A 14,403-nucleotide genomic window follows, 5' to 3' on the forward strand; every position below is an offset into this window, starting at 1 on the left:
GAGCGGGCTTGCTCGCGAAGGGGCTTAATGAAGCGCCAAGGGACTTAGGCCTTCCCGGTAATCAACCGGTACTTCTCCATCAGTTGCTCTTCCGTTTCCGGATGAGCCTCGTCCAGCGGAATGCAATCCACCGGGCAAACCTGCTGGCACTGGGGTTCGTCGTAGTGGCCGACACACTGGGTGCACAGGTTGGGGTCGATCACATAGATCTCTTCACCCTGGGAAATGGCAGCGTTCGGGCACTCGGGTTCGCAGACGTCGCAGTTGATGCAATCGTCGGTGATGATCAGGGACATGGAAACTCCTGCCAGGGCTGTCAGCCAAGGCATCTGAAAACTAATGCGCGCAATTGTGCCGCATTGGCGCCCGCAGTGCGAGTCACAGCGATGGACAGTAGGAGCCGGCTTGCCGGCGATGGCGATGGGTCAGTTGCACCGTGGCGCCTGGATCGCTGGCAAGCCAGCTCCTACTGTCCGGGATTATTTCTTGAATCGCAGGGTGAGAGCATCCGCCACAGCCGGGTGCACGAACTTGGTGATATCCCCGCCCAACGCCGCGATTTCCCGGACCAACGTCGAGGAAATGAACGAATAACGTTCCGAAGGCGTAAGAAACAGGCTTTCCACGTCCGGCGCCAGTTGGCGGTTCATGTTGGCCAGCTGGAATTCGTATTCGAAGTCCGACACCGCCCGCAGGCCGCGCAGGAACACATTGGCGTTCTGTTCCTTGGCGAAGTGCGCCAGCAGCGTCGAGAAGCCGACCACTTCAACGTTGGGCAGATGCTTGGTGACCTCACGGGCCAGCTCCACGCGCTGTTCCAGGGGAAACAGCGGGTTTTTCTTGGGGCTGGCAGCGACCGCGATAATCACATGGTCGAACAAGCGCGAGGCGCGTTCGACCAGATCGCCATGGCCCTTGGTGATTGGGTCGAAGGTACCTGGGTACAACACTCGGTTCATCGCGTCGTCCTGGCGGAGTCCGTTGGGGAACCGGATGGTATCGCAGCCATCCCGGTCGGCCAAGTCAACTTATTCAGAAGAAAGCACTATAGACACCGCGAATACCCGGTTTTTTCAGGCCGTTTTCAGACGTTCGGCCAATGCTGTCGCCAGTTGCGCCGTCAATCCATACACCGATAACTGCGGGTTAGCGCCAATGCTGGTGGGGAATAGCGAGCCATCGTGGATCGACAAGTTGCGCAGTTGATGATGGCGCCCAAGGCTGTCGGCCACGGCGTTTTTCGGTTCTTCCCCCATCGCGCAACCGCCCATTACATGAGCGCTGCCGAGCCGGGTTCGGTGCAATTCGAGGTTCAACCCGTCGATCATGCTGCGGGCTTCAGCCAAGGTGTTCACGTAGCGCGCATCGCCGTGCAGCGGCATCACCGACTTGGCGCCGCCGGCAAACTGAATCTCCGCCATGCTGTGGAATGCCCGGCGCAGGCCGTCCCAGGCGTAGGGCGAAACCTGATAATCGAGCACCGGTGTGCCATCGCCGCGTAATTCGACTGTGCCACCCGGGCTGTCGGGGTGGAAGCCGTCCCGCAGCAGCGCAAGCATGGCGTGGGTTTTCGGCAGTTGACCCATGTCCAGCGCGTTCTGCGTGCCGTAGCCGCCGAGCAAGGTGCTGGCCAGGCCCGGATGCAGTGGCGGTACTTCGAGCTTGTAGGACATTTTGCCGGTAGTGCCGTCCTGCCATTGGAAGTGATCGGAATAAATCGACTGCGGCGCGCCGTAGAACGGGTTGATCACCTCGTCGAACAACCCGGCGGAAAAATTCACCAGGTGTAAAAAGGTTCGCTTGCCCAGGCGCGAGTGGGGATCGGGCGCGTCCGAGCGCAGCAGCAGCGCCGGGCTGTTGATGCCGCCGCCGGCCAGTACGTAATGCTTGGCTTTGACTGTGATCTTGCGGCCGGTGGGTGCCACGCAATACTGATCCATGGCCACGCATTCGAGGCTGGTGATGGTGTCGCCGCTGAACTTCAGGCGTTCGGCACGGGCCAGGTACAGCAGCTCGCCGCCTTTCTCCAGGGTGGACGGAATGGTGGTCACCAGCATTGATTGCTTGGCGTTGACCGGGCAACCCATGCCGCAATACCCCAGGTTGAAACAGCCGCGCACATTGCGCGGGATCACGTGCCAGCTGTAGCCAAGCTTTTCGCAGCCCTTGCGGATCACGTCATTGTTGGCATTCGGTGGCATCGCCCAAGGCGCGATGCCCAGGCGTTGTTCCATTTTTTCGAACCAGGGCGCCATTTCGGCGCTGCTGTGGCCCTTGACCGCGTACTCGCTGGCCCAGTGGGCGAGGGTCGGGTCCGGGGTGCGGAAGCTGGAGGTCCAGTTGATCAGCGTGGTGCCGCCGACCGCGCGGCCCTGCAGGATGGTGATAGCGCCGTCCTTGCTCATGCGCCCGATGCCTTCCTGGTAGAGGCTGGCGTAGGCCTCGTCTTCCAGCAGCTTGAAGTCGTTGCTGGTCTTCAGCGGGCCTTCTTCGATCAGCAGCACCTTGTAGCCGGCGGCGCTGAGGATTTCGGCGGTGGTGCCGCCGCCGGCGCCGCTGCCGATGATTGCGACGTCGGCTTCCAGGGTCAGGTCCTGGTCGAGGGCGGCGCCATTGTGGGTCTTCCAGCCGCGGGCCATGCCATCGCGGAACAGATCAGGTACGGGCATCAGGGTCGTCTCTTGTTTTTATCGGGATGCGAATCAGATTTTCGGTGGGCCGGGGTAGCCGCAATGCGCCCAGGACTCGGGGCGGAAATACCAGGCCATGATCACCAGCTTGAGCAACGAGCCCTGGCCCATGCGCAGCAGGTTCAGGTAGCTGTTTTCCCAACGGTGCAGGAAGTTGCGGATCTGTTCGCCGCTGGCGTTTTCCCAACTGCCCCACACGCCGGTCAGGGGCCCACGGGTGATGGCCATGCCCAAGACGTCGAACAGTTGCTGGGTCAGCTTGAACATCTCGGGCGACAGGTGTTGCAGGCTGAAGTCGAGCTTTTTCAGGGTGTCGTCGATGCCGGCCACCACTATCTCGGCGCTGGCCACGCCCTCCAGCAGCACCGGAATCACTGCCCGCAAAAACGGCAGGTCACTGCTGCGCAACATCGCAAAGCCGCTGGCCGGGGTGCTGCTGGAGCAGCCGCTGAGGCTGGCGCCCAGCCCGGCGGTGGCCAGGAAGGCGCTGGTGCACAGGCCGAGTTTCAAGACGCCGCGCCGTGACAGCGCGGGTGATTCAGTCAGGCTAGGGTTCATTCTTATTGTTATCCCGGTGATGGGTTTGTTAGCGGACGAACAGCTTCTGGATCAACTTCTGGATGGATTTGCCGTAGGGCGGGTAAATCAGCTTGGCCGCGTTCAGGCGTTGCTTGATCAGCACGCCCTTGGCCTTGCTGAACGTCAGGAAACCTTCATGGCCGTGGTAATGGCCCATGCCCGACGGGCCGATGCCGCCGAAGGGCATGTCGTCCTGGGCTACGTGCAGCAACGTGTCGTTCAGGCACACGCCGCCGGAATGGGTTTCGTGCAGTACGCGGTTCTGTTCCGCCTTGTTGTAGCCGAAGTAATACAGCGCCAGTGGGCGAGGGCGCTGATTGATGTAGGCGAAAGCCTGGTCGAGGCCGCGATACGGCACGATCGGCAGCACCGGGCCGAAGATTTCGTCCTGCATCACGGTCATCTCGTCGCTGACATTCAGCAGCAGGCTGTGGGCCATGCGTCGGTCCTGGCCCTGGTCGTACAGCGGGACCAGGGTGGCACCCTTGTCAGTGGCGTCTTTCACGTAGCCGTTGAGCCGGGCCAACTGTCGTTCGTTGATGATGGCGGTGTAGTCCGGGTTGTCGGCCAGGGTCGGATAGAACCCGCGAACCGCCTTGCTGTAGGCCTCGACGAAGCCGTCTACACGGTCTTCCGGCACCAGCACGTAGTCCGGCGCCACGCAGGTTTGCCCGGCATTCAGCGCCTTGCCGAAGGCGATGCGTTCGGCGGCGTCCTTGAGCGGCACGTCGGCGGAAACAATCGCCGGTGATTTGCCGCCCAGTTCCAGGGTGACCGGCGTCAGGTGTTCGGCCGCCGCGCGCATCACGTGCTTGCCGATGCTGGTGGCGCCGGTGAACAGCAGGTGGTCGAAGCGCAGCTTGGAAAACGCCATGCCCACTTCAGCCTCGCCGAGCACCACGCACACCAGGTCCTCGGGGAAGATCTTCGCCAGCAGCGCCTTGAGCAACTGGCCGGTGGCGGGGGTGGATTCGCTGAGCTTGAGCATCACCCGGTTGCCGGCCGCCAATGCACCCACCAGCGGGCCGATGGCCAGGTACAGCGGGTAGTTCCAGGGCACGATCACCCCGACCACACCCAGCGGTTGATAGATGACCTTGGCGGACGCGGGCTGGAAGGCAATGCCTACAGCGCGGCGGGAAGGTTTCATCCAACCCTTGAGGTGTTTGCTGGCGTAGTGAATGCCATGCAGGCTGGGCATCAGTTCGGCGAACAGGGTTTCGTCGGCGCTGCGGTGGCTGAAATCACTGCTGATGGCGTTGATCAGCGCCTGGCGTTCGTCACTCAGCAGCTCGCGCAAGGCCTTGAGCCATTGCTGGCGCTGGGTGGCCGGCGGCATCGGGTTGGCGGCGTAGGCTTGGCGCTGGGCGTCGAACAGTTCCTGGAGCTGGTCCAGCGCCTGGGAATCTTGCAGGTAGGCAACGTTGGCAGACATGGCGAAGTTCCCGATTGTTATTGGAATGCTTCAGTTTTTAGAGTCATTGCTCTAAATTGTCAAATAACATTGCACAACGTGCCGATTTATCCGGACAAGGATAGTCCGTAAGATGCCGCCATCACGGGTCTAGAAGTTGATTTCCCATGGCACCACGAGTAAAGACCAGCGAGCGCATTGTGCAAACCAGCCTGGAGCTGTTTAACCAGCAGGGCGAGCGCAGTGTCAGCACCAACCATATCGCCGCCCATATGGAAATTTCCCCGGGCAACCTGTACTACCACTTCCCCAACAAGCAGGCGATTATCGCGGTGCTGTTTCGTGAGTACGAAGCGTTGGTGGACAGTTTCCTGCGCCCGCCCCAGGGCCGTGCGGTGACCGTGGAAGACAAGCGCTTCTACCTGCAGGCGGTGCTGGCCGGCATGTGGCGCTACCGCTTCCTGCACCGCGACCTCGAACACCTGCTGGAAAGCGACCCGGAGCTGGCCACCGGCTACCGGCGGTTCTCCCAGCGTTGCCTGATCCAGGGCGCAGCCATCTACCAGGGTTTTGTCGATGCCGGCATCCTGAACATGGACCCGGTACAAACCGAAGCCCTGACCCTCAACGCCTGGATCATCCTCACCTCGTGGGTGCGCTTCCTGTGCACCACCAATGAAAAGTCCACGCACCTGAGCGCCGAGGCGATCAAGCGCGGGGTGTATCAGGTGCTGGTGCTGGAAGCCGGGTTTATCACCCCCAAGGCCAAGGACGCGGTGGATGCACTGTTCAAAGAGTTTTACGTGCCGTTGAATCAGGCGCTGGAAGAAGTGAAGTAGGATGTTTCCCGAACGCTAACCTAGCCACAGGAGTCAGTCATGCCGCTTGCCCAACTGATCAGCCCCCAGCAACTGGCCGAGCGCCAGAAGTCCGGCGGGCTGGTAATCCTCGATTGCCGCTTTGCCCTGGAAGACCCGGACTACGGCCTGTGCAGCTACGCCGAAGGGCATATCGAAGGGGCGCAGTATGCCGACCTGGAGCGCCACCTCAGCGGGCCGATAATCAAGGGCGTGACCGGTCGCCATCCGTTGCCGGCGCCGGATGCGTTTATCCGGCAACTGCGGGCATGGGGCGTTAACGCCGACAGCGATATCGTTTTGTATGACGACGGCCCCGGTGCCTATGCCGCCCGTGCCTGGTGGCTGCTGGCCTGGCTGGGCAAGCGCGACGGTGTGTTCATCCTCGATGGCGGCCTGAAAGCCTGGCACGCGGCGGGCTTCCCGTTGAGCCTGGATGCGCCGGTGATCGAGCCCGGCACCTTCAGCGGCACGCCGGACAACCACTTGCAACTGGACGCCGAACACCTGCAGAAACGCCTTGGCCAGCCCGGTCTGACCCTGATCGACGCCCGCGCCCAGCCGCGTTTTCGTGGTGAAGTGGAGCCGATCGACCCGGTTGCCGGGCATATCCCCGGCGCGCAATGTGCCGCATTCAATGAAAACCTGGGCAGCGACGGCCGTTTCCTGCCGGCGGACCAGCTCAAGCAACGCTTCGCCGCCAAGCTGCAAGACCGCTCGCCGGATGACCTGGTGGCCTACTGCGGCTCCGGCGTGACTGCCTGCCACAACCTGTTTGCGCTGTGCCTGGCGGGTTACCCGTTGGGCAAGTTGTACGCGGGGTCGTGGAGCGAGTGGATCACTGATCCAAAGCGGGAAGTTGCAACAGGCGACTGAGGTCTGCCTGACCCGGTCTGATCCAAAGTGTGGGAGCCCCCACATTTTTATCGGCGTTGTGTCAGTAGCCACTCCGGGATTCGCCGTTCCAGGTAGTAAGTTGGCTGCTTCAATGAGCCGTCCACAAACCCGACATGCCCGCCCTTGGCCAGCAGTTCGAACTCGGTGCAATCCGACAGTTCGCTGGCCTCGGGCAGGCTGTGGGCGAACACGAACGGGTCGTCCGCGGCCTGGATGATCAGGGTTGGTGTGCGAATGCCCCCGAGGTAATAGCGGCTGGAGGCGCGGCGGTAGTAGTCCTCGGCACTGAGGAACCCGTGCAGCGGCGCGGTGACGCGGCCGTCAAAGTCCCAGAACGTGCGCATCTTCTCCAGCGAGCCCAGGTCGGCGAGGGTTTTCAGGCCTGCCTCGCGGCCATCCTTGAGAAACCGGCTTTGTTTGACGCGGATATAGGCCAGCATTTCGCGCATGAAATGCTTCTGATAAACCCGAGAAAAGCCCAGGCCAATGCGATCGGCGCACTGATCCAGGCGAAACGGTACCGACACGGCGGCCGCACCTTGCAGCCCGGAGGCTTCGCCGGTTTCGCCCAAGTACTTGAGCAGCACATTGCCGCCCAGTGAATACCCCACCGCATACAGCGGCGCCAACGGGCGCTTGGCCCGCAGGTGAACGATGGTTTCGGCCAGGTCTTCACTGGCGCCGGAATGGTAGCTGCGGGCAAGCAGGTTGGGTTCGCCGGAACAGCCACGCCAGTTCAGTGCCACGCTGGCCCAGCCTTGAGCCGCCAGGGCTTTTTGCAGGCCGGCTACATAGGGCGAGTTAGACGAGCCGGTCAGGCCATGCAGGACCAGCACCAACGGGGTGGTTGCCTCATGGGGCCCGTGCCAGTCGAGGTCGAGAAAGTCGCCGTCTGCCAGCCACAGCCGTTCGCGCTGGCGTTCGATGTGGGTGGTTTTGCGCCACAGCGGTCCCCACAGCGTTTGAAGGTGCGGGTTGCCGAGGCCGAAGGCGGGGGAGAAGCGGTCGAGGGGCGGAGTCATGAAATTCTCGGTGCCGAATGGGCTTGCTCCAATCATTGTAGGAGCGAGCTTGCTCGCGAAAAACTCAAGATCACCGCGTTCCCCTGGTTTCCCGCGTCATCGTTAACGATCTTCGCGAGCAAGCTCGCTCCTACACGGTGCGTTGCCACAACGCGTAATACACCCGCCCGGATTTCTGCTCGCGGTGCAGGCGCCAGGTGCCCGGCAGACCGAGTGTGGACGGTGCGGTTTCGCTTTCAGTGTAGATCCAGGCATCCGGTGCCAACCACTGGCGCTCTTCCAGCAACGCGCAAACGGTCGGCAGCAGGTTCTGATTAAACGGCGGATCGAGGAACACCACGTCAAACTCGCGGGCTTCCTGGGTTTCCAGGTAGCGCAGCGCATCAGCCGTCTGCACTTGCCCCGTGGTGCAACGCAGGGTGCCCAGGTGTTCCTTGAGGCTGGCAACCGCCACGTTGCTGGCATCCAGCGCCTGGCCCAAGGCAGCGCCACGGGACAGGCTTTCAAGGAACAACGCGCCGCTGCCCGCGAACGGGTCCAGCACCTTGGCCCCGGCGATATACGGCGCGAGCCAGTTGAACAGGGTTTCACGCACGCGGTCTGGCGTCGGGCGCAGGCCCACGACATCGGGGAAGCTCAGCTTACGGCTGCCCCACTCTCCGCCGATGATGCGCAGTTGGCCCACACCGTTGTGAACGTTGTGGACAGGTTTTTTGGGACGGGATGGACGGGCCATTAATGCTCCGGAACCCCGAGCGGTTGCTCGGCGGGTTTATCAGTGGGGGGCGGTAGTGGCTTTTGCGCAATCGTCGGGCCGGCGGTCACGATGACCATCTTGTCGGCACTCAAATGTTTGTTCAAAGCAGCTTTGACCTGGTCAACGGTCAGCGCCTGGGATTGTTTCATGAAATCTTCCAGGTAGCTCAGCGGCAGGTTGTAGAAACCCATGGCGCCCAGCTGCCCGACGATATCGGCGTTGCTCGCGGTGGACAGCGGGAAGCTGCCGGCCAGTTCGCGCTTGGCGTCATCGAGTTCTTTCTGTGTCGGGCCGGTCTTGAGGTAGTCGGCGAGTACGTCCTGCACCAATCGCAGCGTGCCGGCGCTCATTTCGGCGCGGGTTTGCAGGTTGATCATGAACGGGCCGCGTACCTGCATCGGCGAGAAGCCGGAGTATACGCCGTAGGTCAGGCCGCGTTTCTCGCGCACTTCGCTCATCAAACGGGTGCCGAAGCCACCGCCGCCGAGAATCTGGTTACCCAGGGACAGCGCGGCGTAATCCGGGTCGGCACGGTCGATACCCAGTTGCGCCAGCAGCAGGGTTGTCTGCTTGGACGGGAACTCGATGTGGGTGGTGCCAGCCTTGGGCTCGACCGGTTGGGCGATTTTCGCCAGCGCCGGGCCTTTTGGCAGGGACGCGGAAACCTTGGCGGTCATGGCTTCGGCTTCGGCACGGGTCAGATCGCCGACTACGGAAATCACTGCGTTGCCGGCGGCGTAGGCCTTGGCGTGGAAGTCCTTCAATTGCGCGAGAGTCACCTTCGGCACGCTCTCGGCGTTGCCTTCGCTCGGATGGGCGTAAGGGTGGTCGCCATAGAGCTGCTTGAACAGCTCGATGCTCGCCAGTTTGCCGGGGTTCTGTTTCTGGTACTCGAAGCCCGCCAGCAACTGGTTCTTGATGCGCGCCAGAGAGTCTGCCGGGAAGGTCGGCTTGCCGATCACGTCGTCAAACAGTGACAGGGCGGCGTCACGCTTGTCGCTGGCGCTCAGGCTGCGCAGGGAAACCAGCGCCATGTCGCGGTAGGCGCCATTGCTGAAATCGGCACCCAGGCCGTCGAAACCGGCGGCAATCTGGCTGACGTCCTTGCCCGGCACGCCTTCGTTGAGCATTGCGTTGGTCAACAGCGCCAGGCCTGGCGTTGCGCCGTCCTGGCTGCTGCCGGCGGCGAACAGGATGCGCATGTCGAACATCGGCAGTTCATGGGCTTCGACGAACAGCACCTTGGCGCCTTCGGCGGTGGTCCAGGTTTGCACGTCGAGCTTGCGGTTGGTCGGCGCCTTGTCGTCCAGCTCGGCCAGGGATTGCAGCTTGTTGGCGGACTTGGCCTGCTCCAGCGCCTGGCTGGCGACGGATTCGCTGGGGCGCAGCAAGTACAGCGCGCAGGCCGCAGCCAAAGTCACCACGATCAGGCCGGGCAGCACCAGGCGGTTGTTTTTACGTTCACTCATGAGCGGTCTCCTCAGGCAAGACATGGGCGACGCTGAGACGTTCGCGGGTGAAATAGGTGCGTGCAGCTTTCTGGATATCTTCGGAGGTGACGCTTTGCAGCTCGGCCAGCTCGGTGTCCATGAGTTTCCAGGACAGGCCCACCGTCTCCAGGGAGCCGATGGCAGTGGCCTGGCTGGTAATCGAGTCGCGCTGGTAAACCACGCCGGCGATGACCTGGGCGCGGATACGCTCCAGTTCTTCAGCGCTCGGTGGCTTGGCCTTCAGCTCATCCAGCAGGCGCCAAAGGCCGGCTTCAGCCTGGGCCACGGTCTTTTTCTTTTGCAGGTTCGGTGTGGCAGTCAGGGTGAACAGGCTGTCACCGCGGGTGTAGGCGTCGTAGCTCGACGAGCCGCCGGACACCAGCTCTTCGCCGCGCTCCAGTTGTGTCGAGATGCGCGCGCTGTAGCCGCCGTCCAGCAGGGCCGAGATCAGGCGCAGGGCGTTGACCGAGCGTTTGTCTTCAGCGGTGGCCAGGCTCGGCACGTTGAAACCAAGGATCACGCTCGGCAGTTTGGTCTGTACATGCATAGTCAGCAGGCGTTCACCGGGCTCGGCCAGCTCCAGCGGGATTTTCGCCGGGGGGACGTCGCGTTTGGGGATCGGGCCGAAATAGCGCTGGGCCAGGGTTTTGACTTCATCCGGGGTTACGTCGCCCACCACTACCAGGGTGGCGTTGTTCGGCACGTACCAGGATTGGTACCAGTGGCGCAGCTCTTCAACCTTCATGCGGTCCAGGTCGGCCATCCAGCCGATGGTCGGCGTGTGGTAGCCGCTGGCCGGGTAGGCCATGGCCTTGAAGCGCTCATAGGCCTTGGACATCGGGTTGTCGTCGGTGCGCATCCGGCGCTCTTCCTTGATCACCTCGATCTCGCGGCTGAACTCGTCGGCCGGCAGGCGCAGGCTGGCCATGCGGTCGGCTTCCAGCTCGAAGGCGACGCCCAGGCGGTCACGGGCGAGCACTTGGTAGTAAGCGGTGTAGTCGTCGCTGGTGAAGGCGTTTTCTTCGGCACCCAGGTCACGCAGGATCAACGAAGCCTCGCCGGGGCCGACCTTGGCGCTGCCCTTGAACATCATGTGTTCCAGGGCGTGGGACAAACCGGTCTGGCCCGGGGTTTCATAGCTGGAGCCAACCTTGTACCAGACCTGGGAAACCACCACCGGGGCGCGATGGTCTTCGCGCACGACGACCTTGAGGCCGTTGTCCAGGGTGAATTCGTGGGTGGGTTGTGGGTCGGCAGCCAAAGCTGAAAGGGGCAGACAAACTGTGCTGAGCAGCAGGCCTGCGGCGCGGCGGGCTAGAGCATTCATTCGTTTTTAAACCTGTTGGGCTGCCCGCTTGGTCTTAGCGTCGGCGGGCGAGGAGGTGCTAGGATACTGGTCCGACCTAGGGACGGCCACTGTGGCTGTCTTGTTAAGGCTCTATTTAGGCCTTACAAAATGTTGCGCATGAACGAGCTGGCTAAAAAACAGTCTGTTACGCATCGAATTTTATTTACCGGCACGCCCCCTGGCGCGTCGCTACCTTGAGATAGCCGTCTCCATGTTTGGTTCCAACGACGACAAGAAGACCCCAGCTGCGGCTGGCGAGAAAAAAGGCCTGTTCGGATGGCTGCGCAAAAAGCCGCAGGAAACCGTCGTCGAACAGCCGCAGGTTCAAGCTGAACCGATCCCCGAATCCATAGTAGAAGCCGAACCGGTTGCCGAAACACCGGCCCCGGTGGTGTTGCCGATGGCCGAGCCGGTGTTGCAGCCGGTGGTTGAGCCAGAACCTGCGCCAGAGCCAGAGCCAGAGCCAGAGCACAAGCCATGGCTGGTGTTGCCGGTGGCAGAAGAGCCTGTAGCACTGGTTGAAGGCGAGCTGGCCGAGCATGTGGCTCCGCCGATTCCGGCCCTCGTGGAGCCTGCGCCCGTTGTGGTCCAAGCGCCGCCAGTGGTTGAGGTGCTTGCACCGGTGGTCGCCAAACCTGTTCCGGTCGCCGTCGCCGCGCCAGCAGTCATCGAAGAGCCTGCTGTTCCTGCCGAAACCGGCAAGACCGGTTTCTTCGCCCGCCTCAAGCAAGGCCTGAGCAAGACCAGCGCCAGCATCGGCGAAGGCATGGCCAGCCTGTTCCTCGGCAAAAAGACCATCGATGACGAGCTGCTGGAGGACATCGAAACCCGCCTGCTGACCGCCGACGTGGGCGTCGAAGCCACCGCCGTGATCATCCAGAGCCTGACCCAGAAGGTCGCGCGCAAGCAGCTGACCGACGCCGATGCGCTCTACAAGTCGCTGCAGGCCGAGCTGGCCAACATGCTCAAGCCGGTGGAAGCGCCGCTGATCATCGATACGCAGAAAAAGCCGTTTGTGATCCTGGTGGTTGGCGTCAACGGCGCCGGCAAGACCACCACCATCGGCAAGCTGGCGAAGAAGCTGCAACTGGAAGGCAAGAAAGTCATGCTCGCCGCCGGTGACACCTTCCGTGCCGCCGCCGTGGAGCAATTGCAGGTCTGGGGCGAGCGCAACAAGATCCCGGTCATCGCCCAGCACACCGGCGCCGATTCGGCTTCGGTGATCTTCGATGCGGTGCAGGCCGCCAAGGCGCGCAACATTGATGTGCTGATCGCCGATACCGCCGGTCGCCTGCACACCAAAGACAACCTGATGGAAGAGCTGAAGAAAGTTCGCCGCGTGATCGGCAAGCTCGATGCCGACGCGCCCCACGAGGTGTTGCTGGTGCTGGACGCCGGTACCGGCCAGAACGCCATCAGCCAGGCCAAACAATTCCACCAGACGGTCCAACTGACCGGCCTGGCATTGACTAAGCTCGACGGCACGGCCAAGGGCGGTGTGATCTTCGCCCTGGCCAAGCAGTTCGGGTTGCCGATTCGTTACATCGGCGTCGGTGAAGGCATCGACGACCTGCGCACTTTTGAAGCCGAACCCTTTGTACAGGCACTGTTTGCCGAGCGGGAGCGTTCATGATTCGTTTCGAACAGGTCGGTAAACGCTACGCCAACGGGCATGTCGGCTTGCATGAGCTGAGTTTCCGGGTGCGTCGCGGCGAATTCTTGTTTGTGACCGGCCATTCGGGTGCCGGTAAAAGTACCTTGTTGCGCCTGTTGCTGGCCATGGAGCGCCCAACCACCGGCAAACTGCTGCTGGCGGGCCAGGACCTGGCAACCATCAGCAACGCACAGATTCCATTCCTGCGTCGCCAGATCGGCGTGGTGTTCCAGAACCACCAGTTGCTGTTCGATCGCACGGTGTTCAACAACATCGCCTTGCCGTTGCAGATTCTCGGTCTGTCCAAGGCCGAAATCGTCAAGCGCGTGGATTCGGCCCTGGAGCGCGTGGCGCTGTCGGACAAGACCGACCTGTACCCAGGCGACCTGTCCACCGGCCAGCAACAGCGCGTCGGCATCGCCCGCGCCATCGTCCATCGCCCGGCCTTGCTGCTGGCGGACGAACCCACCGGTAACCTCGACCCGCGCCTGGCCGCAGAAATCATGGGCGTGTTCGAAGACATCAACCGCCTGGGCACCAGCGTGCTGATCGCCAGTCACGACTTGGCGCTGATCGCCCGCATGCGCCACCGCATGCTGACCCTGCAACGCGGCCGCCTGATCGGTGACGGGGAGGCTGGGGTATGAGTGCAACACGCAGCCCGAAGGTTTCCGAGCGCGTCGCGCCAAAGGCGGCCGACCCGCAGCCACAGAAGAAAAAACGCGACGAAGACGATGGCCCGGATTTCGGCACCCTGGTGCATGCCTGGATCGAAAGCCACCGTGCCAGCCTGGTAGACAGCCTGCGCCGCCTCGGCAAGCAGCCGATCGGCAGCTTTTTTACCTGCCTGGTCATGGCCGTGGCCTTGAGCCTGCCCATGGGCTTGTCATTGCTGCTGAACAATGTCGAGCGCCTTGGCGGTTCGTGGCAGCGGGCGGCGCAGATTTCCCTGTACCTGAACCTGGATGCCAGCGCCCAGGACGGTGAGTCCCTGCGCGACCAGATCAAGGGCATTCCGGGTGTGGCCGAGGCTGAGTACATCAGCCGCGATCAAGCCCTGGAAGAGTTCCAGCAACAGTCCGGCCTGGGCGAGGCGCTCAAGGAGTTGCCGCAAAACCCGCTGCCGGGCGTGGTGCTGGTCACCCCGAACGAGGTCGACAAGACCACCCTGGAAGCCCTGCGACAAAAACTCGCAGAGCTGCCGAAGGTCCAACAGGCACAACTTGATCTAGTCTGGGTAGAGCGGTTGGCTGCGATTCTCAAGCTGGGCGACCGGTTTGTGTTCGGCCTGACGGTGTTGCTGGTGTCTGCATTACTTTTGGTGATAGGCAATACCATTCGTCTTCATATTGAAAACCGCCGCACCGAGATAGAAGTGATTAAACTCGTCGGCGGCACGGACAGCTATGTGCGTCGGCCTTTTCTGTACATGGGCGCGCTGTATGGCTTCGGTGCGGGAATTTTGTCCTGGGGCGTACTGGCTTTTGGCCTGAACTGGCTGAACGACGCGGTGGTGGGGCTTGCCGGTTTGTACGGCAGCGATTTTGCCCTGGCCGGCGTGCCGGCAGCCGATGGTCTGTCATTGTTGCTTGGGGCAGTGCTCTTGGGGTATATCGGTGCTTGGATTGCGGTCGCACGGCATTTACGTGAGCTGGCACCGAAGTAGTTAATGTCAGGGTAATGTGGTTTCGTTTG

The 14,403-nt window shown here is 62.2% G+C and carries 14 protein-coding genes; 5 read left to right on the plus strand and 9 right to left on the minus strand.

The annotated features are described in order from the left end of the window. Positions 1–44: 44 nt before the first annotated feature. The 5 genes from HX817_RS22025 to HX817_RS22045 all read right to left on the minus strand — a co-directional run bounded on the left by HX817_RS22025 (position 45) and on the right by HX817_RS22045 (position 4,704). A complete protein-coding gene (locus HX817_RS22025) occupies positions 45–296 on the minus strand; it encodes a YfhL family 4Fe-4S dicluster ferredoxin (protein ID WP_003213796.1) in 252 nt (83 codons plus the stop codon). 183 nt (positions 297–479) lie between these two features. Then, positions 480–959, minus strand: coding sequence for a pantetheine-phosphate adenylyltransferase (coaD, locus tag HX817_RS22030; protein ID WP_003176711.1), 480 nt, complete (start codon positions 957–959; stop codon positions 480–482). Between the two features lie 114 nt (positions 960–1,073). Continuing rightward, a complete protein-coding gene (locus tag HX817_RS22035) occupies positions 1,074–2,669 on the minus strand; it encodes a GMC family oxidoreductase (protein ID WP_003213795.1) in 1,596 nt (531 codons plus the stop codon). 33 nt (positions 2,670–2,702) lie between these two features. Further along, entirely contained in the window at positions 2,703–3,248 is a 546-nt protein-coding gene (locus HX817_RS22040) for a twin-arginine translocation pathway signal protein (protein ID WP_177041180.1), read from the minus strand. Between the two features lie 28 nt (positions 3,249–3,276). After that, positions 3,277–4,704 carry a coniferyl aldehyde dehydrogenase gene (locus tag HX817_RS22045; protein ID WP_008438970.1) on the minus strand — a complete coding sequence of 476 codons (1,428 nt, stop codon included), beginning with the start codon at positions 4,702–4,704 and terminating at the stop codon, positions 3,277–3,279. 146 nt (positions 4,705–4,850) lie between these two features. On the opposite strand from HX817_RS22045, the gene HX817_RS22050 reads away from it, so the two are divergent. Together HX817_RS22050 and HX817_RS22055 are read left to right on the plus strand one after the other, a co-directional pair. Further along, positions 4,851–5,522, plus strand: coding sequence for a TetR/AcrR family transcriptional regulator (locus HX817_RS22050; RefSeq protein WP_003213791.1), 672 nt, complete (start codon positions 4,851–4,853; stop codon positions 5,520–5,522). 39 nt (positions 5,523–5,561) lie between these two features. Next, complete coding sequence (locus HX817_RS22055; protein WP_087693253.1) at positions 5,562–6,416, plus strand: sulfurtransferase; 855 nt, start codon at positions 5,562–5,564, stop codon at positions 6,414–6,416. A gap of 47 nt (positions 6,417–6,463) precedes the next feature. Here HX817_RS22055 and HX817_RS22060 read toward each other — a convergent pair whose 3' ends face one another. From HX817_RS22060 to HX817_RS22075, 4 genes are all read right to left on the minus strand, one after another. After that, entirely contained in the window at positions 6,464–7,459 is a 996-nt protein-coding gene (locus tag HX817_RS22060; protein WP_177041183.1) for a hydrolase, read from the minus strand. Between the two features lie 130 nt (positions 7,460–7,589). Next, positions 7,590–8,195, minus strand: coding sequence for a 16S rRNA (guanine(966)-N(2))-methyltransferase RsmD (rsmD, locus tag HX817_RS22065; RefSeq protein WP_003213788.1), 606 nt, complete (start codon positions 8,193–8,195; stop codon positions 7,590–7,592). Continuing rightward, the gene (locus tag HX817_RS22070; RefSeq protein WP_177028019.1) at positions 8,195–9,685 is read right to left on the minus strand and encodes a pitrilysin family protein; all 1,491 of its coding nucleotides are present in this window, start codon (positions 9,683–9,685) and stop codon (positions 8,195–8,197) included. The genes rsmD and HX817_RS22070 overlap by 1 nt, the downstream gene beginning before the upstream one ends. Next, positions 9,678–11,033 (minus strand): pitrilysin family protein, encoded by a 1,356-nt coding sequence (locus HX817_RS22075; protein ID WP_177041185.1) that lies wholly within the window; start codon positions 11,031–11,033, stop codon positions 9,678–9,680. The genes HX817_RS22070 and HX817_RS22075 overlap by 8 nt, the downstream gene beginning before the upstream one ends. Before the next feature lie 232 nt (positions 11,034–11,265). Between HX817_RS22075 and ftsY the strand changes: the two genes are divergently transcribed. From ftsY to ftsX, 3 genes are read left to right on the plus strand one after another with little or no spacing between them, the layout of a single operon-like run. Further along, positions 11,266–12,687: a signal recognition particle-docking protein FtsY gene (gene ftsY / locus HX817_RS22080; protein ID WP_177041187.1), complete on the plus strand. Its 1,422-nt coding sequence runs from the start codon at positions 11,266–11,268 to the stop codon at positions 12,685–12,687. Then, the gene (ftsE, locus tag HX817_RS22085; protein ID WP_003213784.1) at positions 12,684–13,355 is read left to right on the plus strand and encodes a cell division ATP-binding protein FtsE; all 672 of its coding nucleotides are present in this window, start codon (positions 12,684–12,686) and stop codon (positions 13,353–13,355) included. The genes ftsY and ftsE overlap by 4 nt, the downstream gene beginning before the upstream one ends. Then, on the plus strand, positions 13,352–14,374 hold the full coding sequence (gene ftsX / locus HX817_RS22090; protein WP_003213783.1) for a permease-like cell division protein FtsX: 1,023 nt from the start codon (positions 13,352–13,354) through the stop codon (positions 14,372–14,374). The genes ftsE and ftsX overlap by 4 nt, the downstream gene beginning before the upstream one ends. Positions 14,375–14,403 lie beyond the last annotated feature (29 nt).

The organism is Pseudomonas sp. C6002, from assembly GCF_013385805.1.
GTDB lineage: Bacteria > Pseudomonadota > Gammaproteobacteria > Pseudomonadales > Pseudomonadaceae > Aquipseudomonas.